The sequence below is a fragment of the Gordonibacter sp. An230 genome, assembly GCF_002159915.1.
In the GTDB taxonomy this organism is placed as follows: Bacteria; Actinomycetota; Coriobacteriia; order Coriobacteriales; family Eggerthellaceae; genus Rubneribacter.
In genome coordinates this window covers 1-24,969 of sequence record NZ_NFJP01000040.1, presented here as the reverse complement: position 1 = coordinate 24,969, position 24,969 = coordinate 1, and the positions used below count along the sequence as shown (strand labels likewise).

The window sequence follows — 24,969 nt, the reverse complement described above, 5'->3', positions numbered from 1 at the left end:
CCCTCCGCCGGCCGCCCCGCCCCCCCCCCCCGTCTCCCCGCCCGCGCGCAGCCGCGCTTTCGCATTTTCCCGATCCCCCATTGACGGAAGCGCCCCGCTCGGTTATATGTTATCCAGAGTTAACTCAAGGCGTCCCCAAACCGACGGACGCCGACGCCCGACAGGAGGCCGCATGAACGTCACCGAGCAGAGCGCCGCGCCAGCCGACGCGCTCGAGCGCAAGCTGGTGCACCACTGCACCCCCACGCTGGCGGCGATCAAGCCGGCGAACCTGTTCACCTGCCGCAGCGCCTTCTCGCCTGCGGCCCGCCTCGACCCAAGCCGACCGACGGCCGCGGCGCTGCGCGGCGACGAGCTGTCCAGCGCGCTGCGCGTCTGCCGCGCCAAGCTCGCCCCGCACGGCGTGCGCATCGAGGTGCTCGCCCGTCGCGCGAGCGGCGCCCTCGTGTACGTGTACCGCCCCACCTTGCTCACACGCTGCATCCAAGAGGAGCGCGTGGCGGCGTTCCTTCGCGCAGAGGGCTACGACCCCGCTTCGCTGTCGGCGTGCATCGAGAAGCTCCATCGCCGCATCTGCGGCACCGACCTGCAAAGCCAGATGACGGGCCGCTGCTCGTTTCCCCATGAGATCGGCTTCTTCCTCGGTTACCCCTACGAGGACGTCGTCGGCTTCATCGAGAACGAGGGCGAGAACTACCTGTGCAGCGGATGCTGGAAAGTCTACGCGAGAGAGCGCGACGCGCAGAGCTGCTTCTGCTGCTACAAGAACTGCACCGCCGAGTACGAGCGCCTGTTCGGCGAGGGCGTCCCCATCGAGTGCCTTGCCGCGGTCGACGAGGATTTCCCCGCCATCGAGGCGTTCCGCGCCGCCGGCTGAGCGCCGATACGTGTCGAGCGGAATGCGCGTCGAAGTCGTGTCGCACGTCCACCCCGTCGCGCAGCGTCCAAGCGCCGCGCACCCCGCTCGACACCGAGCATGTCCGAAACCCTGACGGCAAAAGGAGATTCATCATGAGCAAAGTCGCGATCGTCTACTGGAGCGGCACCGGCAACACCGAGGCCATGGCCGACCTCATCGCCCAAGGAGTGCGGGCGAAGGGGGGCACCGCCCACCTCATCCGCGCCTCGGACTTCAGCTCCGACAAACTCGACGAGTTCGACGCGTTCGCCTTCGGCTGCCCCGCCATGGGCGACGAGGAGCTGGAGGACACGGAGTTCCTTCCCATGTACGACGAGGTGGAACCGCACCTGCCCGGCCGCACCGTGGCGCTGTTCGGATCCTACGAATGGAACGACGGCGAGTGGATGGAGCTATGGGAGAAGCGCGCCGAGGAAGCCGGCGTCGACGTGGCGGACTCCGTCATCGCCTACGACTACCCCGACGACGAGGCCAGCGCCGAATGCGTGCGCGTCGGGAGCCTGCTGGCAGGCTAGCGAGCGAATCCGCAGCGTGGGCGGGTGCGCAAAGCCGCGTCCCGCCCGCACCATGGCTGAGGCGCAGGGCGCGTATGCTTCGCACGCCCGCCCACGCCGACGGCGTGCCGTCGCCCCTAGCGGGAGGCGACGTAGTAGCCAGCGCGCGTCACGGCCTCGTCGATCTCGGAGGCCTCGAGGAGCCGCTTCGACAGGACGCGCGCCGTCTTGGCGTCCAGGTCCACCCGCGCCCACGTGTCGCCGAGGGCGTTCAGCGCGTTCTCCACGTTCGCCGCGCAACGGGCGCACGTCATGCCGCCCACCTTGACCTCTTGCGAGAACGGATAGTTCGCCTCGTCCTTGTCGCTCACGCGCACGCGCTTCGCGCGCGATCCGCCTCCCCCGCCATGGCAGCCGCCCTTTCCGGTGAACGTGTCGTACATGGTGCGCGCGGCGAACACGCACAGCACGACGATGACGACGAGGATGACGGCAGTTGGAAGGTTCATAGGGTCGTCCTTTCGAAGCGAAGCCCGACGGGCGGCGCGCCCAGGTGTTTCATGAAGCTAACTCATTGTAGCATCCCAGGAAAAGGGCGCAAGACCGCATCGGGAAGCGAACGGGGCTCGCGGCCGCAGTCCTCACGGGCCTCGGGAGCCCGGAGCGGCCCGGATGCGAATGCGAATGCGAATCGCCCATCCCCTCACGCCAGCTCTTCCATGCGCAGACGACAGGTGCAGCAGCGCTCGGCCAGCTCGCCGTCGTGCGTGATGACGATGACCGTGCGCCCCGCCCGAGCGGCCTCGGAAAGCGCCTCGGCGACAATCCTCATCGACGCGCCGTCAAGCCCGCTCGTGGGCTCGTCGAACACGAGCACCGACCGGTCGGACAGAAGGCCGCACGCCAAGGCAAGGCGCTGGCGCTGCCCACCGGAAAGCGTCGCGGGATGCGCATCCTTGAAAGGCATGAGCCCCAGCCGCCCCAGCGTATCACGGGCGCGGGCGATCAACCCCTCGTCGCGCACGCGCCCCAGCAGCAACTCGTCGGAAACGCCGCTGGTGAAAAACTGCGTCGCCGTGTCGTTCGCGCCGTAGAACACCCGGCGGCGCCGAGCGGCCGGACGCAGCGCGCAGCCCTCTACCAGCACCTCGCCCGCGCTTTGGCGAGCGAGGCCCGCCAGCACGCGCGCGAGCGTGCTCTTCCCCGCGCCGTTTCGGCCCGTAAGCGCCACCACCTGACCGGGCCACGCGCGAAACGACACGTCTTCCCAGATCGTATGCCCGCCGCGACGGCACGCGAGCCTACGCGCCTCGAGGGAGGGGGCCGTCCCGCCCGCAGATGTCCGCGCGTCCTCAGGACGCGCAAGTTCGGGCAGCGCGACCGCAGACGCCGACCGCAGGCCGAAGCGCTCCCGCTCGCCCGCGGAAAGCGCCTCCATCTCGGACGCCGACCGCTGCCAGCGCACCCGTCCCCCTTCGAGATACGCGTACCGATCGGCGATGCCCGCCAGCCACGCCAGCCGATGCTCCGACACCAGCACGGCGCAGCCCGCGGCTTTCAGCTGCGCCACCTGGGAAGCCAGCAAGGCCGCCCCGTCCGCGTCGAGATTCGCCGTGGGCTCGTCGCACACGAGGACGCGCGAGCCGGGAGCCACGGCCGACGCCACCGCCACCCGCTGCTTCTCGCCGCTTGACAGCGCGTCGAGCGGGCGGTCGCGCACGCGCTCCAAGTCGAACGCAGCGATGCACGCGTCCGTGCGCTCCACGATCTCGCGCGTCGGCATCCCGTAGTTCTCGCACGCGAACGCCACCTCGCCCGCAAGCTCGAACGAGAAGAACTGGCTCGCCGGATCTTGGAACACGCTCGCCACGGCGCGCCCCCGCTCCCAAAGGGGCAGCGCGGCGGCATCGGCGCCGCAGATGCGCACCTCCCCCGCCAGCTCGCCGTGCCAGTAGGCGGGAACCAGTCCGTTGACCAGGCGCGTCACCGTCGTCTTCCCGCTGCCCGACGGCCCGGTGAGCACGACGCACTCGCCGGGACGCACGACCAGGTCGACCCCCTCCACGCCCGCGTCTCCATCCTCGTAGCGAAACGACGCCCCGCGCAGCTCCACCGCCGGCGCACCGCTCGCAACTCCCCGCGCACTCGAAACCGCCGCACCGCCAGCCGCGCCTTCCGCAGTCCCGCACGCCCGCGCACCCGCCGCGCCGCTCACCGCCTCGCCCGCCGCCTCGCACGAACCCGCATTTGCCGCGCACGTCCCCGCGCCAGCAGCGTCTGCCGCAGATGCGCGCACCCGCGCACCCGCCACGCCGCCCGCAACCGCGCATGCCGCGCCGCTCGCTGCCGCGCGCATCCCCGTGCCCGCCGCGCCGTTCGCAGCCTCGCACGCCCCCACGCCCGCCGCGCCCCCTTCGCACCGCGCGCTCACCGCACACCGTCCATCAGCGCGCCGCCTACCGACACGGCACCGGCTGCGACCAGCCACAGCGCCATCCACGCGACGCCGCGCGCGTCGAGCTTTCGCACATGGTAGCTGCCCCGCGCACCGGGTGAGTCGGCCCCGCGCGCCGTGGCCGACACGGCCAGCTGGTCGGCCACCTGCACGCACCGCAGCAAAAGCGGCACCGCCACGTACTCGCACGTGCGCAGCGGATGGCGCGCCACCGACCCGGCTTCCGCAAGCCCGCGGTTGCGCATCGAAGCCGCCGTGGCCGACACCGCCGCGCGCATCGTCGGAAAGAACCGAAACGTCACGAGCACGCCCAAGATGACCGCCGTCGGCGCGCCCACGCGCGACAGAAACGACGACAATTCGCCCGGCGGCGTGGAGACGAGGGCCCACCCCGTCAAAAACACCGGGGAAAGGTTCCAGAACATGAGCACATGGAATTCGGAGAACACCGCCATCCGCAGCCCCGCGAACCGGATGAGCGCGAGCAGAACGCCCAAAACGGCGACGACGGCCGCCCCGCCCGCCGCAAGCCGCCAGCGCCCTTGCGCCGACAAAAACGCCAGCGCCACAACGGCCAGCGCGCCCGCGCCCGCGGGTCCCGCGGCCGAGCCGCAGGTCGTCCCCGCGATCGCGCAGACGAGCGCCGCCAGCTTCACCGGCACCGCCACCTACAAAACCCCGGCTTTCTTGAAATGGCGTCCCGCAAGCCCGCTTCCCACCCGCGCGCCCACGAACCCGCACACCGTGGTGAACGCAACAATGAACAGCACCCAACCCGGCTCGGTGAAGTAGCCCACATAGGCGTCGATGTAGCCTTGCTCCATGCCGCTTGCCACGGCGAACGAGTAGTAGGTGTCCCAGAAAAACCAGATGGGCAGCAGGTTCGTCCCATTGTACAACAGGCTCGCCACTGTCCAAGCGCCCGTCAGGCGCGCCGAGCTGTCGTACGAGCCGCGCTTCCACAGGATGGCCTCGCACACCAAGCCCACGCCCACGAACCACGGCAGCAAAAACCAGTTACCCATGAGCAGAAACACGATGCCCAGAAGCGTCATGTACAGAAGCGTGACGCCGCGCTTGCCCACGCGGCGCACCATGAGCACGTACACCGGGCCGCACAGAAGCATCGTGATGCCCACCGACAGCGTCATGCTCACGAAGTCGTTCACCATGCACACCATGTTGACGACGAGCTGGATCGCCACGAGCAAAACCGACAGCAGCACCGTCGTGACCACGTCGCGCACCGTCCACCCTCTGCGCCGAGCTGAGCGCGCGCTAGCCGCCAAGCCCTCCCGCGCCCCGCTCGCGTCGCCTCGCACCGCGCCCGCACCGGCTTGCACCTCGCCCACGGTGTCTCGCGCACCGCCTGCACCGCCCCGAACCTCGCCCGCATTGTCTCGCGCACCGCCTCGCACCTCGCCTGCGCCGTCTCGCATGCCGCCCTGCCGACCACGCACGCCTCCAGGCCCTGTCGCCATCGTCTCTTCCTCCATGTCCGATTCTCCTTTCCCGATTTCCTTTTGTTAGATTTATCTAACTCCCAGGCGTGAAAACCCTACTCCCGCGCGCCCAGCAGCCCCTCCCATCCGCACGTGAAGAACGCGGCGAGCTCTTCGATATAGGAAAGCGCGCGCTCGCGCGGCATATCATGCGCCACCGTCTCGAACACAGCCGTGAAGTAGGCGCTTGTGATCATGTGCTGCAGCTCGGGGCTGATGCGGTTCTCAGGGCCGCCCTGCGCGGCAACCTCCTCGTAGAACCGGGCGGTCTGCTCAAGCTCCAACTCCACCAGATCGTGGACGAAGTGCTCGTACCGCGTGCCGCCCGAGCAGCATATGATCAGCTTGAACGCTTCGAAGTTGTCGTAGAGGTAACCGACGAACCGCCGCAGATACGCCGTCGACAGGCTTCCGCTCTCGGCCGCGCGACCCTCGTCGACAAGGTCGAAATGCGCCTTTTGCGCGGCTTTGAACTGCTCGATGAGGCCGTCGGCCGCAGGGGACACGAGCGCGTCGAACAGCGCCGCCTTGTCGGGATAGTAGCCGTAGAACGCCCCTTGGGTGAAACCCGCCTCCTTCACGATATGGCGCAGCGAGGCGTCCTTGAACCCCTTCGCAAGGAACTCCCGTTTTCCCACTTCGAGGATCTTCTCCCGCGTGCCCGCAACCATCGCGACCGTCCCCGCTCCTTTTCCGCTTCCTCTGGATATATCAGTGCTATATAGCACTGATATATTACCACGGATCACCTCTCGCGCAACCCCCTCTCGTCCTTTTCGCGCCGAATTCCCCGCCTGCGGCAACCATCCAGGCCGACCATCCGCGCCCTCCACCCGTCGGCCCGCATCAAGGCCGACATCCTCGTGCGCCACCCCGCACGCCAGCCACCGCCCTACGCGCCACCCCGTGGCACCCCTCGCACGCCGCGCTGCACCCCCCTGCACGCCAGTCACCGCACTATGCCGCCTCGCGCGCGCCATTCACCATTCCGCGCGCTGTCCCGCAGTTCCCCTCGCGCACCGCGCTTCGCGTCCCTCGTGCGCTGCCCCGCGCATCCCTCGCATGCCGCACCGCACCGCCCTGCGCGCCATTCGCCGCCCTACGCATCACCCCGCGCCGCCAGTCACCGCTCCGCGCGCCAAGGCCGACAACCCCGCCCCGCCTCTCCCGGCGCAACGCGGCGCATCCGCACATCGCGAACATATGTTTCACGTGAAACATTCCGGCCGCAAATCCTTTCCGCGCGACATCCGCAATCGCGAAGCGCCCCCTGTCCCCCGCATCCGCACGAACGAAACCCTCCCGAATGGCGCAAGGGGCGCTGCGACAGTTGCCGCAGCGCCCCTTGCGAGACGTTCCCTTATGCAATTCGCCAGCGCCCGAAGGCGCGAAACGGCGCCACCCCTAATCCGTCTGCACGACATGCGGAACGCGGGCCGAAGCGCACCGCGCCCGCAGCCGCCCGCACGAGAGCGAAGAGGCAGCCAAGCCGACGATGAGCCGCGAGCCGAACCGAGCCAGAGCGAGCCGTATCAGACCGAATCGAGCCGGACCGCATCGAGCCGAATCAGACCGGGCCGACCGAACCGGAGCGAACCGGAGCGGTTCGACCGAGCCGAAGCGAACCGCATCAGACCGAACCGAACCAGAGCAAGCCGGACCGAATCAGACCGATCCGAGCCGTATCGGGGCAAGCTGGACCGATCAAACCGTATTGGCCAAACCAAAGCGAACCAAGCCGAATCGAGCCGAGACAGATCGAATCGGGCCGGATCGAACCTGAGCGAGCCGAATCGAGCCGAGACGGATCGGATCGAACCGGAGCGAGCCGTATCGGCCCGAACCGAGACACATCCGCTGCGGCTAGGCTTGCCAGATCAGGTGGCGCTCAAAACGACCGGCCAAGCGCACGGCGCCTCCGTGCGTGCGCGGACGATGGAACACGATCGGCTTCAGGCAATCCTTCTCCATCAAATGGTCGAGCACGTCTTCGAGCGCCCGTCCATGCAAGCCGAAACGTCGCGAAAGCTCTTCGGAAGTGTACGCCTTGCCGCCCTCGAGCGACGCGCGAACGCCAACCACCATGCAAACCGCCTTCCTCGCATTCGTCCATTCCCTCCCCGCAGCAGCGCACGGCATCGCGCAAGCATCCACCGCCAACGGTCGGGATTGGCGCAGACGCCGCAGCTGCAAACCCCGGAATACGCGTCGTGCCCCTGCCGCGCACCCAACGGGCCTCGGGCAAGCCCGCACCGGCGCATCGTCTGAGCGCCGCGCCCAACGGGCTTGTAAGCATAGAAAAGCGGAGGGAAAGGGGGAGTTCCCTCCGCTTGCGATGCGACGGACAGCCAGACGAGAGGAGAGCTTCCGCCGCCGGGTAGGCAAACGTTCCAGAAGCGATGAGCCGCAAACACGGCGCAGGTCCTGCTGCGGATCCTGCTGCAAGTTCTGCTGCGGGTCCACTGCGGATTCCTTTGCAGATCCCACTGCAAGTCTCGCCGCAAATCCTTTCGCAAACCCCGGCGCAAGTCCTGCTGCGGGTCCTTTCGCGGGCTCTGCCGCGATTCCCTCCCCGCACGGGACGCGCCCTCGCACCGACCGGCTCGCGCACCGAATGTTTCACGTGAAACATTCGTTCGCCGCTAACGGCCCCGCGAACCGGCTGTCGGCCAACCCAAGCATCATCCGAACCGCCCCAGTCCGGCCCCGGCTCGCACCGCCAGCCCCGATCAGACCCCAGCCCGAACTCTCAGGCCGCCAAGCCCGCTCCAGGCGCTTGACCCGCCGACCGCGATCCGAACCTCAAACAGCCGAACCGCCGTCTGCGAACCTCGCTTCCGATGGAAGTTATCATAAGCTAACTCCGTCATCGAGGCAAGATGAGTTAGCTTTGGTATACAATTTCTCCACAGGTCAGGAATCAAGGGCCGAAAAGGGTCGAAAAGCCGAAAACAGCCAAGAAAGCCCAGAGACAAAGCAAGGCCACCGCTGCGAAAAAAGATCAGCGAACCCAGCGCGCGCCCAGGCGACGAACAAGATACTCCAAGAACAGGCGCGGCTCGCCGTCCAGCTCGCACCCCGCAGGAGAGGCGATCACCACGCGGCGCGCGAACCCTCCCTCCCGCACGCGCACAAGCCGCACGTCCCCGCTCGGAGGATCGCCCCAGCTGCGCTCGGGCCAAAACCCCGCCCCCTGCCCCAGCGCGACCATGTCGCACACCAGCGACGGCCCGCCGCCCGCGAACACGACGTCGGGAGCGACGCCATGGCGGGCGCACAGCTCGTCGCACAGCGAACGGAAACCGCCTTCCCTGGCAGGATACACGACGCCGCCCTCCGTCAACTCACGCAGCGACGCCGATTCGGACACACCGGATTCGAGCGGAACGAGCACGCCGATGCGCTCTTCGAAAAAGGCGGTCACCTCGAAGCCGCCCCACCCGACGACGCCCGCCAGCTCCTTGTCCGCGCCAAGGGCGTCCACCAACACGTCGCACCCCGCTCGATCGGCACCGCGGCCCAACTCGAACCGCGTGTCGGGCCGCTTTCGCTTGTACGCCTCCATCGCCTCCGTCACCGCCTCGGAGGCGGCCCGCACGTCGATGCGCACGACATGCCGCCCGCCCTCGCAGAAGGCGGCCAGCTCGCGGCCCAAGCCGTCGATCCCCGCCACAAGCGGAGACGCCCTGCGACGGAGCAGCTCGCCGCAGGGCGTGAGACGGACGTTTCGTCCCGAACGTTCGAACAGGGAAACGCCCAGCTCCTGCTCCAACGCTCGAATCGAGCGGGAGAGGGCGGGCTGGGTCGTGCCGAGCCGCCGAGCGCTCTCGGTGATGTGCTCGGTCTCCGCAACCGCGAGAAAGCGGCGCAACTGCACGAGATCCATGCGCTCCTCCTGTTCCCCAAAACTCCGAAAGAACCGCCGCACGCCGGACACGCGATGCCGCAACGCGCCCGCCGCGACCGATGTCCCGCGCGACTGTCCAGAAACCTCGCCGCCATGCGCTCCGCAAAGCGCACTGAGGCACGCGACAGGCCGGGACGGAGGCGGGCCGAGCCGAGGCAGGGCCGGGACGGGATCGGGCGGCTCGAAAGCGGCGCAGAGAACAGCATCGACGCTCCGCATCCCAACCGAACCCTCACCGCCGAGAAACCGCCCGCGCATCGGACGCGGCGCGGAAAGCCCGCGAGCGACCCCGCACGCCCGCAAGCACCTGCGAACCACCTGCGGATCGCCCGCATGCCCGCAAGCGCCCGACTCTTCGCGAACCGCCCGCGCCCACACAGCGGAAAGGGGCCGCAACGCCCGCAAGCACCTGCGCGTCCGCGAACCGCCCGCGCCCGAGCCCCCACGCACCCGCAAGCGCCCGACCTCTCGAGAGCACCCGCGCCCCCGCGAACCGCCCACACGCCCGCAAGCGTCCAAGCGCCCGAGCCCCCGCAAGCCCCTGCAATCCCTCGCCCGGCCCCCGCAACGGAGAAGGGGCCGCCGGCGCCCCGCGCCCGCAGCCCCCTCCAACCGACGGCGCGCCTAGAACCCGCCGCCGAAGAAATCCTTGAACGACTGCACCGTCGTCTCGCGGTTCAAGTGCGCGATCGACGTGGTGATGGGGATGCTCTTGGGGCACACCTCCACGCAGTTCTGCGAGTTGCCGCACGAGGTGATGCCGCCCGACTTCATGATCTCGCTCAGGCGCACCTCCTTGTTCATCTTCCCCGTGGGATGCGCGTTGAACAGGCGCACCTGCTGGATGGGGGCGGGCCCCATGAAGTTGGACTTGGGGTTGACGTTCGGGCACGCCTCCAGGCAGCAGCCGCAGGTCATGCACTTGGACAGCTCGTAGGCCCACCGGCGCGTATGCTCCGGCATGCGCGGGCCCGGCCCCAGGTCGAAGGGACCGTCGATGTCGATCCACGCATGCACTCGCTTGAGCGCGTCGAAGAGCTGCTCGCGATCCACCATGAGGTCGCGCACGATGGGAAACGAGCTGAGCGGCGCCAGGCGAATGGGCTGCTCAAGCTGGTCGATCAGCGACGAGCACGCCTGCCGGGGCTTGCCGTTGATCAGCATCGAGCAGCTTCCGCACACCTCTTCGAGGCACACGCTCTCCCACACCACCGGCTCAACCTTCTCGCCCTTGGCGTTGACGGGGTTCTTGCGGATCTCCATCAGGGCGCCGGTCACGTTCATGTTCGGGCGATACGGGATGGCGAACTCCTCGACATAGGACCGCGAATCGGGGCTCGCCTGACGCTTGATGGAAAGGCGCACCATGCGCTCGGATGTCATCATGCCTCCTTCTTCGTCTTGGTGTAGTCGCGCTTGCGCGGCTTGATCAGCGACACGTCGACCGGCTCGTACGACAAAACGGGCGCGTCCGCGGCCGCGTCGTAGGACGCCATCGTGGTCTTGAGCCATTCCTCGTCGTTGCGGTCGGGGAACTCGGGCTTGTAGTGCGAACCGCGGCTCTCGTTGCGGTTGAGCGCGCCGAGCGTGATGACCTTCGCAAGGTCGATCATCCCGCCCAGCTGGCGAACGAAGGGCGCGGTGAGGTTGCTCCACGTCGAGCGGTCGTCGATGCCGATGTGCTGGTAGCGCTCGGCGATGTCGAACAGCTTCTCGTAGGTGACGGCGAGCTTGGCGTTCTCGCGCACGATGGTCACGTTCTCGGTCATGAGCGCGCCCAACTCCTCGTGCAGCACATAGGGGTTCACCGGCCCGTCCAGCTTGAGGATGCCCTCGTACTCGGCGCGGTCGCGAGCGAGCGCGTCTTTGACCGTCGCCTCGTCCACGCTCTCGTAGGTGCTGTCAAGGCCCTGCACGTACTCCACGATGCTCGGCCCCGCCGCGTAACCGCCGTAGGCCGCCGACAGAAGCGAATTCGCGCCCAGACGGTTCGCGCCATGCTGCGAGTAGTCGCACTCGCCCGCCGCGAACAGGCCGGGGACGTTCGTCTTCTGATCGATGTCCACCCACAGGCCGCCCATGGAGTAGTGGACGCTCGGGAAGATCTTCATCGGCACCTTGCGCGGGTCATCGCCCACGAACTTCTCGTAGATCTCGAGGATGCCGCCCAGCTTGTTGTCGAGGTAGTTCGCATCGATATGCGAAAGGTCCAGGTACACGACGTTCTGGCCGTCCACGCCCAGCTTCTGGTTCACGCACACGTCGAAGATCTCGCGCGCGGCCACGTCGCGGGGCACGAGGTTTTTGTAGAGCGGGTACTTCTCCTCGAGGAAGTACCAGGGCTTGCCGTCCTTGTACGTCCACACGCGCCCGCCCTCGCCACGCGCCGACTCGCTCATCAGGCGATTCTTGTCGATGCCGGGAATGGCCGTGGGGTGGATTTGGATGAACTCGCCGTTGGCGAAGGTTGCGCCCTGGCGGTACAGGCGGGCGGCGGCGTAACCGGTGTTGATGGTGGAGTTCGTCGACTTCCCGAACACCGCCCCCAAACCGCCCGTGGCGCACAGGACCGCGTCGGCGGGAAACGCCACGATCTCCATCGTGGCAAGGTTCTGGGCGGTGATGCCGCGGCAGACGCCGTCCTCCACGATGGCCGACACGAACTCCCAGCCCTCGTACTTGGTCACCTTGCCCTCCACCTCGAGGCGGCGCACCTGCTCGTCAAGCGCGTACAGAAGCTGCTGGCCCGTCGTGGCGCCCGCGTAGGCCGTGCGGCGCACGAGCGTGCCGCCGAAACGGCGAAAGTCCAAAAGGCCCTCGGGCGTGCGGTTGAACATGACGCCCATGCGGTCGAACATGTGGATGAGCGCCGGAGCCGCATCGCACATCCTCTTCACCTGGGGCTGGTTCGCCAAGAAGTCGCCGCCGTACACCGTGTCGTCGAGATGGCGCCAGGTGGAGTCGTTCTCGCCCTTCGTGTTGATGGCGGCGTTCACGCCGCCCTGCGCGCACGCGGAGTGCGAGCGCTTCACCGGCACGAGGGAGAACAGGTCGACGGGAATGCCCGCCTCGGCGATCTTGAGCGTCGCCATGAGGCCGGCCAGACCGCCGCCGACGACCACAACTTTGTTTTTAGCCATGAATAGAGCTCCTCTCTGCTAGGCGAACGCCAGGATCGCCAGCACGCCGATCACCGACAGCACCACGAAGATGCCCATGGTCGCGTACTTCGACACCTTCTGGGACTTCGGCGTGACCGTGATGCCCCACGTGATGAGAAACGTCCAGATGCCGTTGGCGAAGTGGAACATCGAGGCCACGATGCCCACGATGTACAGCGCCAAGAACACCGGGTTCGCCACGATGTCGGCCATCATGGAAAAGCCCGGCTCCACGCCGAACTCGGCCTGCACGCGCGTCTGCCACACGTGCCACACCAAAAACGCGAACATGATGAAGCCCGTCAGGCGCTGCAGGAAAAAGCCCCAGTTGCGAACGTAGGTGTACTGCCTGACGTTGTTCTTCGCCTTGAGCGCGATCCAGATGCCCAGGATGCCGTGGAACAAAAGCGGCACAAAGATCACGAACGTCTCGAGGAACAGCTTGTACGGCAGGTTCACCATGACGCCCGCCGCCACGTTGTAGGCCTCTTCGCCCCAGATCGCCGAGGAGTTCACCAGCGTGTGAACCGTCAGGAACACCCCGATGGGGATGAGGCCCGACAGCGAGTGGAGCTTGCGCAGGAAGTTCTCCGTGCGACCCATTCCTTTGGTTGTCTCCATGCAAACCTCTCTTGTCTTAAACCTTCTCTCATCGGCCCGCCCTCTGCGGGCCCATGTGCTTAAAGCCGCGCCCTCTGCGGCCCGGCGTGCGGCGCGCCCTCGTCGCCGCACGCCGGGCCGCAGAACGGACGAGGCGACGTCCGCAGCCGTCTGCGACGCGCAAATCCCCCGATCGCGCGGTGCGGACGGGTCGATGCCTCAGCCAACCACGTCCGATGCGCTTTGCCGGACGCACGCCGCATCGGCGAACCGCGCCTTCAAATCGCGCGCGGGCGCGCCGCACTCCCGAACGCAGCGCCATGCCAGCACGTCGAGCGCGTCCACCACCGCGGCCCCCGCCACTATGGGAGCGCACCCCACCGCCGACAGCTCGGTGCACCCGAGCACGATGCCGTCGCAGCCGTCCCACGCCATCGCCGCGCACAAAGCCTCGACATGGCCCGGTCCGTCGCATCGGCCCGCCTTCACCTCGTCGTAGATGGTGGACATGACCTCTCGCTGCCGCTCCTCGTCGGGATACACCGCGCTCATGCCCACCGCAGCGAACGCCTCGTCGTACACGCCCGCGGCCCGCGTGCCGTCGGTGCCCAGCACCGCGACGCGCTTCGCTCCGAGCTCGGCGACGAGGCGCGCCGTCTCGCGAGGCATGTGCACGAAGCGCGCCGTCTCAAGCGGCGCGGCGATGTCGTCCAGGCGCGCGTGCGCCGTGTTGCACGGCGTGCAGAGCACCGTGCATCCGCATGCCTCCAGCTCAAGCGCCGCATCCCTCATGGGATCGACGAACGACACCGCCCCGCGCTTTCTCATCAGATACGACGTGCGATCGGGAATCCACGGACGGTTGAGCACCGTCACGTCAAGATGGTCCTGGTCGCGCGCCACATCGGTGAAGAACACGACGCGCTCCATAAGCCGCGCCGTGGCGGCGGGCCCCAGACCCCCGATAACTCCCAACTCCTCCATGCAAGCCTCCCTCGCTTTCGCGGCTTCGGCCCGTCGCCGACGCCGCAAGCACGCGTACGCGCGGCGGGCGCCCCGCAGCCGAGGCGCCCGCCGCATCAACGCGCCTTACTTCTCCAGAAGCTCCTTGCCGGCGATGCCCGGATGCGTCATCTCCATGGGATGCATGATGACGTCGAGCGCCTCCTCGGTCAGGACGCCCTTCTCAAGCACGATCTCGCGCACCGGGCGCTTCGTGGCGATGGCCTCCTTCGCCACGGCGGCAGCCGTCTCGTAGCCCACGTGCGGGTTGATGGCCGTGATCACGCCCACGCTGTTGTCCACGTAGCCCTGCATGACGTCCTCGTTGGCAGTGATGCCGCTCAGGCAGTGCGTGCGGAACACCGTGAACACGTTGGTCATGATGGTGATGGACTGCAGCAGGTTGAACACGAGCACCGGCTCCATGACGTTGAGCTCGAACTGGCCGGCCTCGCACGCCAGCGCGATGGTGAGGTCGTTGCCCACCACCTGGAAGGCCGACTGGTTCATGACCTCGGCCATGACCGGGTTCACCTTGCCCGGCATGATGGAGGAGCCGGGCTGGCGCGGCGGCAGGTTGATCTCGCCCAGGCCGCAGCGCGGGCCGGAAGCCATCATGCGCAGGTCGTTCATGATCTTGGACATGCTGACCATGCAGATCTTCAGCGCCGAGGACACCTCCAGGTAGCTGTCGGTGTTCTGCGTGCCGTCAACGAGGTTCGACACGCCCTTGATGGGGAACCCGCTGTACTCGGCCAGGTAGCGATCCACCAGCTCGATGTAGTCGGGATCGGCGTTGAGGCCCGTGCCCACGGCGGTGGCGCCCATGTTCACCTCGTAGAGATGCTCGCGGGTGCGGCCGATGCGCTCGATGTCGCGGCCGAGCGCGCACGCATGCGCGCCGAACTCCTGGCCCAAGCGGATGGGCACCGCGTCCTGCAGGTGCGTGCGGCCCATCTTGATGACGCCGTCGAACTCCTCGGACTTCGCCTCGAAGGCGGCCTTCAGCTCGCCCATGGCCTCGAGCAGCCCCTCGAGGCGCGTGAGGATGGCCAGATGCACCGCGGTCGGGAACGCGTCGTTGGTGGACTGGGCCATGTTGACGTGCGAGTTCGGGCTGACCACCTTGTAGTTGCCCTTTTCCTCACCGAGGATCTCAAGGGCGCGATTCGCGATGACCTCGTTGCCGTTCATGTTGATGGACGTGCCCGCGCCGCCCTGGATGGGGTCGACGAGGAACTGGTCGTGCAGCTTGCCGGAAGCGATCTCGTCGGCGGCCTCCATGATGGCCTTCGCGATGCGCTCCTCCATATGCCCCGTCTCCCAGTTCGCGCGCGCCGCGGCCTTCTTCACCACGGCCAGGGCGTCGATCAGGGCGTCGTCGATGCGATACCCCGTGATGGGGAAGTTCTCCATAGCGCGCAGCGACTGCACGCCGTAGTACGCGTCCTTCGGAACCTCCTTGTCACCCAGGAAATCATGCTCAATACGAAACTCCGACATTGCCTGTGCCTTCTTTCTTCGCTTCGATTGTCGATTGTCGATGGATTGTCGATCGTCAATGGATGGTTGACCGGCGCGCCCCTCGCGCGCCGTGCGCCAGCTGCCCGGCCCGTCCGACGAGGCCCTCCCTCCTCGCCGGACGAAGCCGGAGCGGCGCTCCGATAAGCGTTACAGCAAGACGCTGCTCAGCCCCAAGCCGATGGCCACGGCGCCGATGGTCGCCACAAGGCCGGGTATCATGAAGCTGTGGTTCAGCACGTACTTGCCCACATGGGTCGTGCCGGTGCGGTCGAAGTTGATGGCCGCCACGACGGTGGGATAGTTCGGAATGAAGAAGTAGCCGTTCACTGCCGGGAACATGGCAACGAGCATCGCGGGGTTGATGCCGAGCGCGATGCCGAGCGGCATGAGCGTGCGCACCGTCGCCGCCTGGCTGTACAGCAGGATGGACAGCGCGAACAGGGCGAGCGCGAACAGCCACGGAGCCGCCGTCACCAGGTCGGAGATGGAGCCCTCGATGAACTCGGAGTTGCCGTTGAAGAACGTGTCGCCCATCCACGCGATACCGAAGATGGCGATGACCGCCGTCATACCCGACTGGAACACGCTGCCCTTCACCACGTCGTCGGCCTTCGGACGGCAGACGATCATGATGACGGCCGCGATGACGAGCATGACGATCTCGATGGTGATGGGCATCGACATGCGGGTGAGCTCGCCGTCGACCGTCCATGCGGGACGCAGCGTCTCAACCGAGCCGAACAGAACCACCAGCACCGCGCCCAGCAAGAACAGCACGACAGCGATCTTGGAAGCGGTCGTGGGAACGTAGTTCGAGTTGGTGTCGGCCTTGATGGGGGCCAGGCCCTCTTCGAGGCGCTTCAGGTACTCGGGATCCTCCGAGAGCTCCTTGCCCATCTTGCTGGCCACGAACGCGGCGATCATGCACGCGATGAACGTCGAGGGAATGCAGATCATCATGATGTTCGCAAGCGTGATGCCCTGATCGGAGAGCAGGGCCAGCAAGGCGACCGTCGCCGCGGCGATGGGGCTTGCCGTGATGGCCTGCTGCGACGCGATGACCGCGATGGACATGGGACGCTCGGGACGAACGCCCGTCTCACGCGCGACCTCGGCGATAACCGGCAGCACGGAGTACGCCACATGGCCCGTGCCCGCACACAAAGTGAACAGGTACGTGATGATCGGGGCGATGAACGTGATGCGCTTGGGATTTCTCCTCAGCGCCTTCTCAGCGAGGTGGACCAGGTAGTCCATACCCCCTGAAGCCTGCAGCACGCTCGCCGCCGTGACCACCGCCGCAATGATGAGCATGACGTCGATCGGGGGGCTTGCCGGCTGCACTCCGAACACGAACGTGAGGATGGCAAGGCCGATACCGCCCATGACGCCGAGGCCCAAGCCTCCCATACGGGCACCGATGAAGATGCAGACGAGGATGATGACCAGCTGCACGAGAAACATTACCACGATTGATCTCCTCCTTTCGGAAAACGCAGGGACAACCTGCCTGTGAAGTTGTGCGCTTTCGTCCTCCTTCCCCTCTCGCACAGCTGGTGAGGATACCCCCCCCCGTACCTATAAGTCAAGGGGTAATGGAGGCGATTTTGATCAGTTTTTCGAAAATGCCTGGAAATCGCGTCCCCGCAAGGCGTCGGGATGACCGTCGGGAGAGATCTTTTCGCCACGCTGACGAAGCTTCGCTCGACGACCCGACCCAGCCTCCGTCGATAGAGGCTCAACGGGGGGCGCCCGATCTCCCTGTTGAGCCGGAATGGGCAGAGAGCCGGCTTTCTCCGCGCGCAACGAACGGCGGGCGGCGGCACGCTGGGGCGTCGGCGCGCTGGGGCGATGGCGCGCTGGGGGTGTCGGCGCGCTGGGGGTGTCGGCGCGCTGGGGCGATGACGCGCTGGGGCGGCGAACGCCACGCGACCGACAAGGCGCGGGCCGAAGCTGCGGCAGGGCGCGATGCCCTCTGCCCTCCCGCCTTCCGCAAACGTGATGAAAACGGTCATGGACAAAAGGCGCCGGTTTCTCCGGTTTTTCGACTTGAGGAGGGGCCTCCGCTTGCAAGCTGCGGCCAACGTCCGAGCAAAGCGCCTGGTCGAAGGTGAGGGCGGTTTCTCTATTCTCAAACGGAAATAGATAAACCGTTCGTTTCTGTCCAGAGCTTGCTGATGCCTCTGTTAAGCCTCAATTGACACGAGCTCATGCTCGCTAGATTTTGGTTCAACAGAGAACAGCCAGCGGCGTAGCACAAAATCATGGTTATGAACGATTTATCACTTCCAAAAACGCCATCAATTGGAGAAATCCCAGGTGGCCTTTTCTCTTGTCCTGAAAAAATCGTTCATAACCATGATTTTGTGCTGACCTGGTTTTGAGCAAAAATCTCCCATGTGTAGGATTTGGGATCGACTGAGGAAGGCCAACCGGGCAATTTCTTGGAAAACAGACAAGAAAACGCAGGTGGCGAGTGCCTGTTCGTCAAAAATGAATTTCAGAAACCTTCACGTCGATTGTTTTTGCTCGATGCCCGTTATGCTGAACCGACGTTGGCGGAGGCCGGCCCGCACGCAAACCCCACCGACGCCATGCAAGCGCGCCAACCAGGAAGCCCCCGCCGCTGCGCCCGCCGCTGCCCGCCCCCGTCGCAAGCGCGTCCACCAGGAAGCCGTCCCCGCCCGCCCTCGTCGGAAGCGCGCCAACCAGGAAGTCCCCCGTCGCTGCGCCCGCCGCTGCCCGCCTCCGTCGCAAGCGCGAACGGCAAGGCCGCGAACGCCCCTCGGTCTTCCACCCCGACGGCGATCATCGGCTATAATGGGCTTTCATCGCCGACACGCAACCGGAAAGGGAGGCCATGGAGAGCATCGCCACAGGGGTGTCGAACCTCCTCGCGTCCCTCGACGTCGACGCGGCGCGGGAACTGCGCATCGCCCTGAACAACCAGCGGTTCAAAGACGCCGTCACAAGCGCATGGGCCGACAACCCCGACGCCGCCCTCTACGTGCTCGCCCACACGAACAGCCTCTACGTCGAAAAGGACCAGACCCCGCGTAAAGGTCGCGACAAAGACCGGGACCACATCGTGCTGGGCGTCTACCTCGACGACTCGCTCGCTCGCTCTGAGATCAACGCCCGCCGCGAGCTGCTCAGGCTCACGCTCGCGCAACAGGGCATGCACATCGACGAGGTGCGCGATCACATCGCCACATTCGACATGAAGGACCGCCACCTCTATCCCGACGCCCTCGAACGCCTTGCCGACCTGTTCGGCATGCCGGAGCCAGGCGGCTCGTTGCGCGCACGCCCGGACGCGCGCCCCTCGAGCGGCGCGGGCGCCGACCAATCCGAGCTGCTCGAAATCCTCAAGCGCGCGTTCTGCCTGTCGTTTCAGAGCCTCGATCACGCTTGGGCGGTACTCGAGAGAATCGAAGGTGCAGCGCTTACCGAGGTGACTTTCAGCAAGAACGCCTCCCTCAGCACACAGCGCTACCGCTGCCACCTTTACGTGGGAGAAGAGGACGTCGACAACATAAGCACAATCATCGGGCGGTTCGGAGAGACGATCATCTCCCGAGCGAGGCCGCTCGGCCTCCTCATCCGCGAGATCGCCGTGCATCGAAGCCCCGAGACGCTCAGCGGCCGCAAGGCCTTTCCGCGCTCGGGCCGTCCAGAGGCCCTTAAAGACCTCAACTTGCACGAGCTCCGCTCCGAATCGGCCCGCATCGCCGCCGAGGTTCGCCGCAAAGTGCGGGGCGGCAGATAGGCGCGCAGAGCCGGAGCCGGAGCCGAGCGCGGAGGCCGGAGTGGAGACGGAATGTCACACAGGCGGCCAAGGTCACCGAACGGGAGCCAGGACCAGGGTCGAAGCCGGGAGCAGAGCCGGGGCCAAAGCCGGAGCCAAGGTCGGAGCCGGAACCAAAATCGGAGTCGGAACCGCAATCTGCATCTCCAACCCACCGTGCAGGATTTCGCCGCAAAAATGGCCGCGAAACCGCGTTCTGGCACGGATCGGCCCTTTTGAGCGCGCGTCCGAAACTCGCAACCTAGCCTTTTGTCAAAAGTAGCTTCCGCAGGGGTTCCCGAACGCCTCTTTTTCATGCCAGAGCGCGGTTTCGTGGCCAAAACATGGCTTTCCCCATGCACGCAAACCCCGCGTCATTGCACCCGCCGAACTCCATGAGCGCTCCCGGATCGCGAGCGCCGCCAGGAAGGATGGAAACGCACCCGCCGTCCGCCATCACCCGCTCCGGGCCGTGCCCGTCGATCCATCCCCTCCGGAAGCGCCCCGGATCGCGAGCACCGGCGGAAGGAGACGAGCGCGCCCACCTGCCCCCCCCCCGCTGCGGCCTCTTCGAAAGCCCCTCCTGCCAACACGCCGCGCTCATCTTTCCATCTGGGAAAACACGCGGGCCCCGGCATTGCCGGGGCCCAGGGAAGCGCGGTTGGCCACTCACGCGTGGCTACGATGCGATGCTATGCGTCCGCGTACAGCTCCTTGAGCTTCACCAGGTGCTCGTAGCGATCCATGGCGGCTTTCTCGTTGCGCTCGAACAGTTCGGCGGCGCGCTCGGGGAACTCGCGGGTCAAGCGGCTGTAGCGCGCTTCGTTCATGAGGAACTCCCGGTAGCCTCCCGACGGCTCCTTGGAATCGAGCGTGAACTTCTTGCCAGCCGGCGCGGCCGGGTTGAAGCGGAACAGGTTCCAATAGCCGCAATCGACGGCCTTCTTCATCTCGTCTTGGCAGTTGGCCATGCCGCCCTTGATGGAGTGCATCTCGCAGGGCGAGTAGCCGATGATGAGCGACGGCCCGGGATACGCCTCGGCCTCGGCGATGGCCTTGATGGTCTGCGCCGGCTTCGCGCCCATGGCCACCTGCGCCACGTACACGTAGCCGTACGCCATGGCGATCTCGGTGAGGCTCTTCTTCTTGATGTCCTTGCCGGAGGCGGCGAACTGCGCCACCTGGCCGATGTTGGACGCCTTCGACGCCTGGCCGCCCGTGTTGGAGTACACCTCGGTGTCGAACACGAACACGTTCACGTCCTCGCCGGAGGCCAGCACGTGGTCGAGGCCGCCGTAGCCGATGTCGTAGGCCCAGCCGTCGCCGCCGAAGATCCACACGGACTTTTTGGCCAGGTAATCTTTACTCTCCAATATCCGGGGCGCCACAGGGCAGCCGTCGGCCGCCGCGGCCTCGAGGGCGGGAACGAGCGCGCGAACCGCTTCGGCGTTGGCCGCGCCGTCGGAGCCCGTCTCGAAGTAGCGGGCGATGAGCTCCTTGGTCGCCTCCGGCGTCTTGTCGCTTTCGGCCATCTCCTCAAGCTGGCCCGCCAGGCGGTTGCGCACCGCCTCGTGCCCGAGCAGCATGCCCAGGCCGTGCTCGGCGTTGTCCTCGAACAGCGAGTTCGACCAAGCCGGGCCGCGGCCGTCCTTGTTCACCGTGTACGGCGACGTAGCCGCCGGGCCGCCCCAAATGGACGAGCAGCCGGTGGCGTTCGCGATGAACATGCGGTCGCCGAACAGCTGGGTGACGAGCTTGGCGTACGCCGTCTCGGCGCAGCCCGCGCAGGCGCCCGAGAACTCGAGCAGCGGCTGCTTGAACTGGCTTCCCTTGACGCTAGCGTCCTCCAGCTCGGGCTTGCCGGACACGTTCGCCACGCACCAATCGAACACGTCCTGCTGGGCGAGCTCGTCCTCCTGCGGCACCATGGACAGCGAGTCGGACGGACACACGTTCACGCACACGCCGCAGCCCATGCAGTCAAGCGGCGAGACGGCCAGCGTGTACTGCATGCCAGCCGCAGCCTTGCCCTTCGCCGGCACGAGCGTGGTTGCCGCCGGCGCCGCCGCAGCCTCGGCCTCGGCGAGGGCGAACGGACGGATGGTGGCATGCGGGCAGGCGAAGGCGCACTGGTTGCACTGGATGCAGGTGGAGGCATCCCACGCGGGCACGCTCACGGCCACGCCGCGCTTCTCGTAGGCGGCCGCCCCCAGCTCGAACTGGCCGTCCACATGATCGACGAACGCGGACACGGGCAGGCGGTCGCCATCCATGCGCCCCACCGGCTCCATGATGCCCGCAACCTGCTTCACCAGCTCGGGACGGCCCTCGAGGGCGGCAGCGCCGTCGACGTCATCGGCGTCGGCCCACGAAGCCGGAACCTCCACCTGCACGAACGCCGTGGCGCCCGCGTCGATGGCACGGTGGTTCATGTCCACGACGTCCTGGCCCTTCTTCAGATAGGACTTCGTGGCCGCATCCTTCATGTACTGGATGGCCTCCTCCTGCGGCATGACGTTCGCCAGCGTGAAGAACGCCGACTGCAGGATGGTGTTCGTGCGCTTGCCCATGCCGATCTCGCGGGCGAGGTCGATGGCGTTGATGGTGTAGAGTTTGATGCCGTTGTTGGCGATGTAGCGCTTCGCCTCGGCGCTCAGGTGATGCTCGAGCTCTTCCGGCGTCCACTGGCAGTTGATCAGATACGTGCCGCCCGGCTTCACGTCGTTCACCATGCGGAAGCCCTTGGTCACGTAGGACGGGTTGTGGCAGGCCACGAAGTCGGCCTTGTTCACATAATAGGTGCTGCGGATGGGCGAGTCGCCGAAGCGCAGGTGACTGATGGTGACGCCGCCGGTCTTCTTCGAGTCGTACTGGAAGTAGGCCTGCACGTACTTGTCGGTGTGGTCGCCGATGATCTTGATGGAGTTCTTGTTCGCGCCCACGGTGCCGTCGCCGCCGAGGCCCCAGAACTTGCACTCGATGGTGCCCTCGGCCGCGGTGTTCGGGCTGTTGGGATCCTCGGGAAGCGAGAGGTTCGTCACGTCGTCGACGATGCCCACGGTGAACTCGCGGCGCGGCTCGTCCTTCGCGAGCTCGGCGAAGACGGCGAACGCCGAGGAGGGCGGAGTGTCCTTCGAGGAAAGGCCGTAGCGGCCCCCCGTCACGACGACGTCCTCGCGGCCCTCGTGGGCGAGCGCGTTCACCACGTCCATGTACAGCGGCTCGCCGAGCGCGCCCGGCTCCTTCGTGCGGTCCATGACGGCGATCTTCTTGCACGTGACCGGCAGCGCCTCTGCGAACCTCGACGACACGAACGGGCGGTACAGGCGCACCTTGACGAGGCCCACCTTCTCGCCCTGCGCGTTCAGGTAGTCCACGACCTCCTCCACCACGTCGCAGAACGAGCCCATGGCCACGATCACGCGGTCGGCGTCGGGCGCGCCGTAGTAGTTGAACAGCTGGTAGTTCGTGCCCAGCTTGGCGTTCACCTGGGCCATGTAGTCCTCGACCACGGCAGGCAGCGCGTCGTAGACGCCGTTGCAGGCCTCGCGGTGCTGGAAGAAGATGTCGCCGTTCTCGTGGCTGCCGCGCATGGCGGGATGCTCGGGGCTGAGCGCGTGCTCGCGGAAGGCGCGCACCGCGTCCATGTCGCACATCTCGGCAAGGTCGTCGTAGTCCCACACGGCGATCTTCTGCACCTCGTGGGAGGTGCGGAAACCGTCGAAGAAATTGATGAAAGGAATGCGGCCCTTGATGGCGGAAAGATGCGCCACGGCGGAGAGGTCCATGACCTCCTGCACGTTCGTCTCGGCGAGCATGGCGAAGCCGGTCTGACGGCAGGCCATGACGTCGGAATGGTCGCCGAAGATGGACAGCGCCTGCGTGGCGACCGTGCGGGCGCTCACGTGCAGCACGCACGGCAGCATCTCGGCGGCGATCTTGTACATGTTGGGGATCATGAGCAGCAGGCCCTGCGAGGCCGTGTAGGTGGTGGTGAGCGCGCCGGCGGCCAAAGAGCCGTGCACCGCGCCCGCGGCGCCGCCCTCGGACTGCATCTCGCACACCTTCACGGTGGTGCCGAAGATGTTCTTCTTGCCTGAGGCCGCCCACTGGTCGACAAGATCGGCCATGGGGCTGGACGGGGTGATGGGGTAAATGCCCGCCACCTCGGTGAACGCATAGGAGACGTAGGCTGCGGCGTTGTTGCCGTCCATCGATTTGAATTCTCTCGTCATATCTTCCTCTCCTTTGAAGGGGGGAACCTGCCCCGTCGGAAGCTCGCGCAGGAGCACGCATCGTCTCTTATGATACCAGCGCGTGCCCATGCGGCGCAGCGCGCGACGGCGGGTGGCTCGCCACGGTCGCCGTTCGTCGGCAAGCGGCCCCGAATTGTGACGGGAGCGTGAAGGGCTGCGCGCCCCTCCGCCGAAGAAGGGGCCGACAAGCCGCGCCGACGCGGAAGGGGGCGCGGGCACGCACGGCGCGAGAGGACGCGCACGCAAGCTCTCTCGACCAGGTCGCAAGCGGTTTTCGACACGGGCGCACGAGGCCGCGCCAAGCCGACTTCACCGCGTCCTTGCCCGAAAGCCAAGCGACCGCGCACCCTATGCGCGCAGCTTTTTCCCCAGCTCCTCGGCCAGCACGGGGAGCAGTTCGGCAAACGTGGCGTCGATCTCTTTCTTCTTAAGCTGGCACTCCCAGATGATGTGAACCTTCCACCCCATGGCCTCAAGCGCGGCCACGCTGCGCTCGTCGCGCTCGACATTGCGCTGGAACTTCACCACCCAGTACTCCACGTTGCTTTTCGGCATGCGCGGCTTGCAGCGCGGGCATCGATGCCAGAAGCACCCGTTGATGAACAGAGCCGTTTTCTTGCCCGGCCACGCCACGTCGGGATGCCCCGGCACCTTCCATTGCAGACGATAGCCCCCAAGCCCCGCCGCGCGCAACCGTGCGCGCACGAGAAGCTCCGGCTTGGTGTTGGCGCGCTTGTTGCCCTTCATCGATTTGCGCACATGCTCGTTGGTGGCCGGAGGCGGGGCCAAACGGCGCGGGGCAGGCAGGGCGCGCGCTGCGCAGCCGCCCTCGAGGAGGCGCCGAAGCACGGCGAGAGCGTCTTCCAAGCCGACAGGCGCGCCGAGCCCCGGCGCGGACGATGCGTTGTCGATACGGTTTTGAACAGCCATGCGGCGCATGATACCACGCACCCGCAGAGCTCGCGTGCCCTCGAGGCCCGTTCATGCGCAAAGTCCACGCCTCTCCCAAGCCCGCCTGCCCGCGGAGACCGCGCGCCCGCACGGCCCGACGAAGGAGGCGACCCCTCAAGCGCCCGCCCGCGCGAAGCCCGCCGTGTAGATGAAGCGCAACGCGACAACCGCTCGACCCCTCAAGCGCCCGCCCGCGCGAAGCCCGCCGCGGGGCTCTCGCGCATGCCGCGCTCGCCGAGGTCGCCCTCGAGGCCCATCCGCGAAGCCCCCAAGCCCGCCCATCCGCAGGGCCTGCACGCCTTCAGAGGCCATCCGTCCCCGCCCCGCCCGGCTCGAAGGCTTCGGAAGGCGGGGTCGGCGCGCTGGCGAGATCGAGTTTGGGCGCCGGGGGGAGGGGAGACGTCTTCGGGC

The 24,969-nt window shown here is 66.8% G+C and carries 18 protein-coding genes; 3 read left to right on the top strand and 15 right to left on the bottom strand.

Annotation, left to right across the window (positions count from 1 at the left end; all coding sequences use genetic code 11):
* The first annotated feature begins 172 nt into the window (after positions 1-172).
* Together B5F40_RS14780 and B5F40_RS14775 are read left to right on the top strand one after the other, a co-directional pair.
* Entirely contained in the window at positions 173-877 is a 705-nt protein-coding gene (locus B5F40_RS14780; RefSeq protein WP_087195037.1) for a DUF3793 family protein, read from the top strand.
* Positions 878-1,011: 134 nt separating this feature from the next.
* Complete coding sequence (locus tag B5F40_RS14775) at positions 1,012-1,434, top strand: flavodoxin (protein WP_087195036.1); 423 nt, start codon at positions 1,012-1,014, stop codon at positions 1,432-1,434.
* 116 nt (positions 1,435-1,550) lie between these two features.
* Here the strand turns inward: B5F40_RS14775 and B5F40_RS14770 are convergent, their stop codons facing one another.
* From B5F40_RS14770 to B5F40_RS14705, 13 genes are all read right to left on the bottom strand, one after another.
* On the bottom strand, positions 1,551-1,922 hold the full coding sequence (locus B5F40_RS14770) for a heavy-metal-associated domain-containing protein (protein WP_087195035.1): 372 nt from the start codon (positions 1,920-1,922) through the stop codon (positions 1,551-1,553).
* A 194-nt stretch (positions 1,923-2,116) separates the two neighbouring features.
* A complete protein-coding gene (locus B5F40_RS14765) occupies positions 2,117-3,844 on the bottom strand; it encodes an ABC transporter ATP-binding protein (RefSeq protein ID WP_239443085.1) in 1,728 nt (575 codons plus the stop codon).
* Positions 3,841-4,536 carry an energy-coupling factor transporter transmembrane component T family protein gene (locus tag B5F40_RS14760; RefSeq protein WP_087195034.1) on the bottom strand — a complete coding sequence of 232 codons (696 nt, stop codon included), beginning with the start codon at positions 4,534-4,536 and terminating at the stop codon, positions 3,841-3,843. The genes B5F40_RS14765 and B5F40_RS14760 overlap by 4 nt, the downstream gene beginning before the upstream one ends.
* The gene (locus B5F40_RS14755; protein WP_239443084.1) at positions 4,537-5,364 is read right to left on the bottom strand and encodes an MptD family putative ECF transporter S component; all 828 of its coding nucleotides are present in this window, start codon (positions 5,362-5,364) and stop codon (positions 4,537-4,539) included. It abuts the gene before it with no gap.
* Positions 5,365-5,426: 62 nt separating this feature from the next.
* A complete protein-coding gene (locus B5F40_RS14750) occupies positions 5,427-6,041 on the bottom strand; it encodes a TetR/AcrR family transcriptional regulator (RefSeq protein ID WP_087195033.1) in 615 nt (204 codons plus the stop codon).
* 1,192 nt (positions 6,042-7,233) lie between these two features.
* The gene (locus B5F40_RS14740; RefSeq protein ID WP_087195031.1) at positions 7,234-7,455 is read right to left on the bottom strand and encodes a hypothetical protein; all 222 of its coding nucleotides are present in this window, start codon (positions 7,453-7,455) and stop codon (positions 7,234-7,236) included.
* A gap of 916 nt (positions 7,456-8,371) precedes the next feature.
* Complete coding sequence (locus B5F40_RS14735) at positions 8,372-9,256, bottom strand: LysR family transcriptional regulator (protein WP_162611003.1); 885 nt, start codon at positions 9,254-9,256, stop codon at positions 8,372-8,374.
* A 645-nt stretch (positions 9,257-9,901) separates the two neighbouring features.
* The gene (sdhB, locus tag B5F40_RS14730) at positions 9,902-10,663 is read right to left on the bottom strand and encodes a succinate dehydrogenase iron-sulfur subunit (protein ID WP_204217437.1); all 762 of its coding nucleotides are present in this window, start codon (positions 10,661-10,663) and stop codon (positions 9,902-9,904) included.
* Entirely contained in the window at positions 10,660-12,417 is a 1,758-nt protein-coding gene (sdhA, locus tag B5F40_RS14725) for a succinate dehydrogenase flavoprotein subunit (protein WP_087195028.1), read from the bottom strand. Before sdhA ends, sdhB begins: the two co-directional genes overlap by 4 nt.
* An 18-nt stretch (positions 12,418-12,435) precedes the next feature.
* A complete protein-coding gene (locus B5F40_RS14720) occupies positions 12,436-13,059 on the bottom strand; it encodes a succinate dehydrogenase cytochrome b558 subunit (RefSeq protein WP_273532482.1) in 624 nt (207 codons plus the stop codon).
* A 198-nt stretch (positions 13,060-13,257) separates the two neighbouring features.
* Positions 13,258-14,022, bottom strand: a complete 765-nt coding sequence (locus B5F40_RS14715) for an aspartate/glutamate racemase family protein (RefSeq protein ID WP_162611002.1) — start codon at positions 14,020-14,022, stop codon at positions 13,258-13,260.
* A gap of 105 nt (positions 14,023-14,127) precedes the next feature.
* Positions 14,128-15,543 (bottom strand): aspartate ammonia-lyase, encoded by a 1,416-nt coding sequence (gene aspA, locus B5F40_RS14710; RefSeq protein ID WP_087195025.1) that lies wholly within the window; start codon positions 15,541-15,543, stop codon positions 14,128-14,130.
* Between the two features lie 168 nt (positions 15,544-15,711).
* Positions 15,712-17,028 carry an anaerobic C4-dicarboxylate transporter family protein gene (locus B5F40_RS14705; protein WP_087195024.1) on the bottom strand — a complete coding sequence of 439 codons (1,317 nt, stop codon included), beginning with the start codon at positions 17,026-17,028 and terminating at the stop codon, positions 15,712-15,714.
* A 1,396-nt stretch (positions 17,029-18,424) separates the two neighbouring features.
* On the opposite strand from B5F40_RS14705, the gene B5F40_RS16350 reads away from it, so the two are divergent.
* Positions 18,425-19,333 (top strand): hypothetical protein, encoded by a 909-nt coding sequence (locus B5F40_RS16350; protein WP_087195023.1) that lies wholly within the window; start codon positions 18,425-18,427, stop codon positions 19,331-19,333.
* A gap of 710 nt (positions 19,334-20,043) precedes the next feature.
* Here B5F40_RS16350 and nifJ read toward each other — a convergent pair.
* A complete protein-coding gene (nifJ, locus tag B5F40_RS14695; protein WP_087195022.1) occupies positions 20,044-23,586 on the bottom strand; it encodes a pyruvate:ferredoxin (flavodoxin) oxidoreductase in 3,543 nt (1,180 codons plus the stop codon).
* A 369-nt stretch (positions 23,587-23,955) separates the two neighbouring features.
* The gene (locus tag B5F40_RS14690) at positions 23,956-24,537 is read right to left on the bottom strand and encodes a very short patch repair endonuclease (RefSeq protein ID WP_087195038.1); all 582 of its coding nucleotides are present in this window, start codon (positions 24,535-24,537) and stop codon (positions 23,956-23,958) included.
* Positions 24,538-24,969 lie beyond the last annotated feature (432 nt).

Coding starts and splice junctions, on each gene's coding strand:
- B5F40_RS14780 (WP_087195037.1), top strand. CDS start 173: ATGAACGTCACCGAGCAGAGCGCCGCGCCAGCCGACGCGCTCGAGCGC.
- B5F40_RS14740 (WP_087195031.1), bottom strand. CDS start 7,455: ATGGTGGTTGGCGTTCGCGCGTCGCTCGAGGGCGGCAAGGCGTACACT.
- B5F40_RS14720 (WP_273532482.1), bottom strand. CDS start 13,059: ATGGAGACAACCAAAGGAATGGGTCGCACGGAGAACTTCCTGCGCAAG.
- nifJ (WP_087195022.1), bottom strand. CDS start 23,586: ATGACGAGAGAATTCAAATCGATGGACGGCAACAACGCCGCAGCCTAC.
- B5F40_RS14750 (WP_087195033.1), bottom strand. CDS start 6,041: ATGGTTGCGGGCACGCGGGAGAAGATCCTCGAAGTGGGAAAACGGGAG.
- B5F40_RS14755 (WP_239443084.1), bottom strand. CDS start 5,364: ATGGAGGAAGAGACGATGGCGACAGGGCCTGGAGGCGTGCGTGGTCGG.
- B5F40_RS14735 (WP_162611003.1), bottom strand. CDS start 9,256: ATGGATCTCGTGCAGTTGCGCCGCTTTCTCGCGGTTGCGGAGACCGAG.
- B5F40_RS14775 (WP_087195036.1), top strand. CDS start 1,012: ATGAGCAAAGTCGCGATCGTCTACTGGAGCGGCACCGGCAACACCGAG.
- B5F40_RS14705 (WP_087195024.1), bottom strand. CDS start 17,028: ATGTTTCTCGTGCAGCTGGTCATCATCCTCGTCTGCATCTTCATCGGT.
- sdhA (WP_087195028.1), bottom strand. CDS start 12,417: ATGGCTAAAAACAAAGTTGTGGTCGTCGGCGGCGGTCTGGCCGGCCTC.
- aspA (WP_087195025.1), bottom strand. CDS start 15,543: ATGTCGGAGTTTCGTATTGAGCATGATTTCCTGGGTGACAAGGAGGTT.
- B5F40_RS14690 (WP_087195038.1), bottom strand. CDS start 24,537: ATGGCTGTTCAAAACCGTATCGACAACGCATCGTCCGCGCCGGGGCTC.
- B5F40_RS16350 (WP_087195023.1), top strand. CDS start 18,425: ATGGAGAGCATCGCCACAGGGGTGTCGAACCTCCTCGCGTCCCTCGAC.
- B5F40_RS14715 (WP_162611002.1), bottom strand. CDS start 14,022: ATGGAGGAGTTGGGAGTTATCGGGGGTCTGGGGCCCGCCGCCACGGCG.
- B5F40_RS14770 (WP_087195035.1), bottom strand. CDS start 1,922: ATGAACCTTCCAACTGCCGTCATCCTCGTCGTCATCGTCGTGCTGTGC.
- sdhB (WP_204217437.1), bottom strand. CDS start 10,663: ATGATGACATCCGAGCGCATGGTGCGCCTTTCCATCAAGCGTCAGGCG.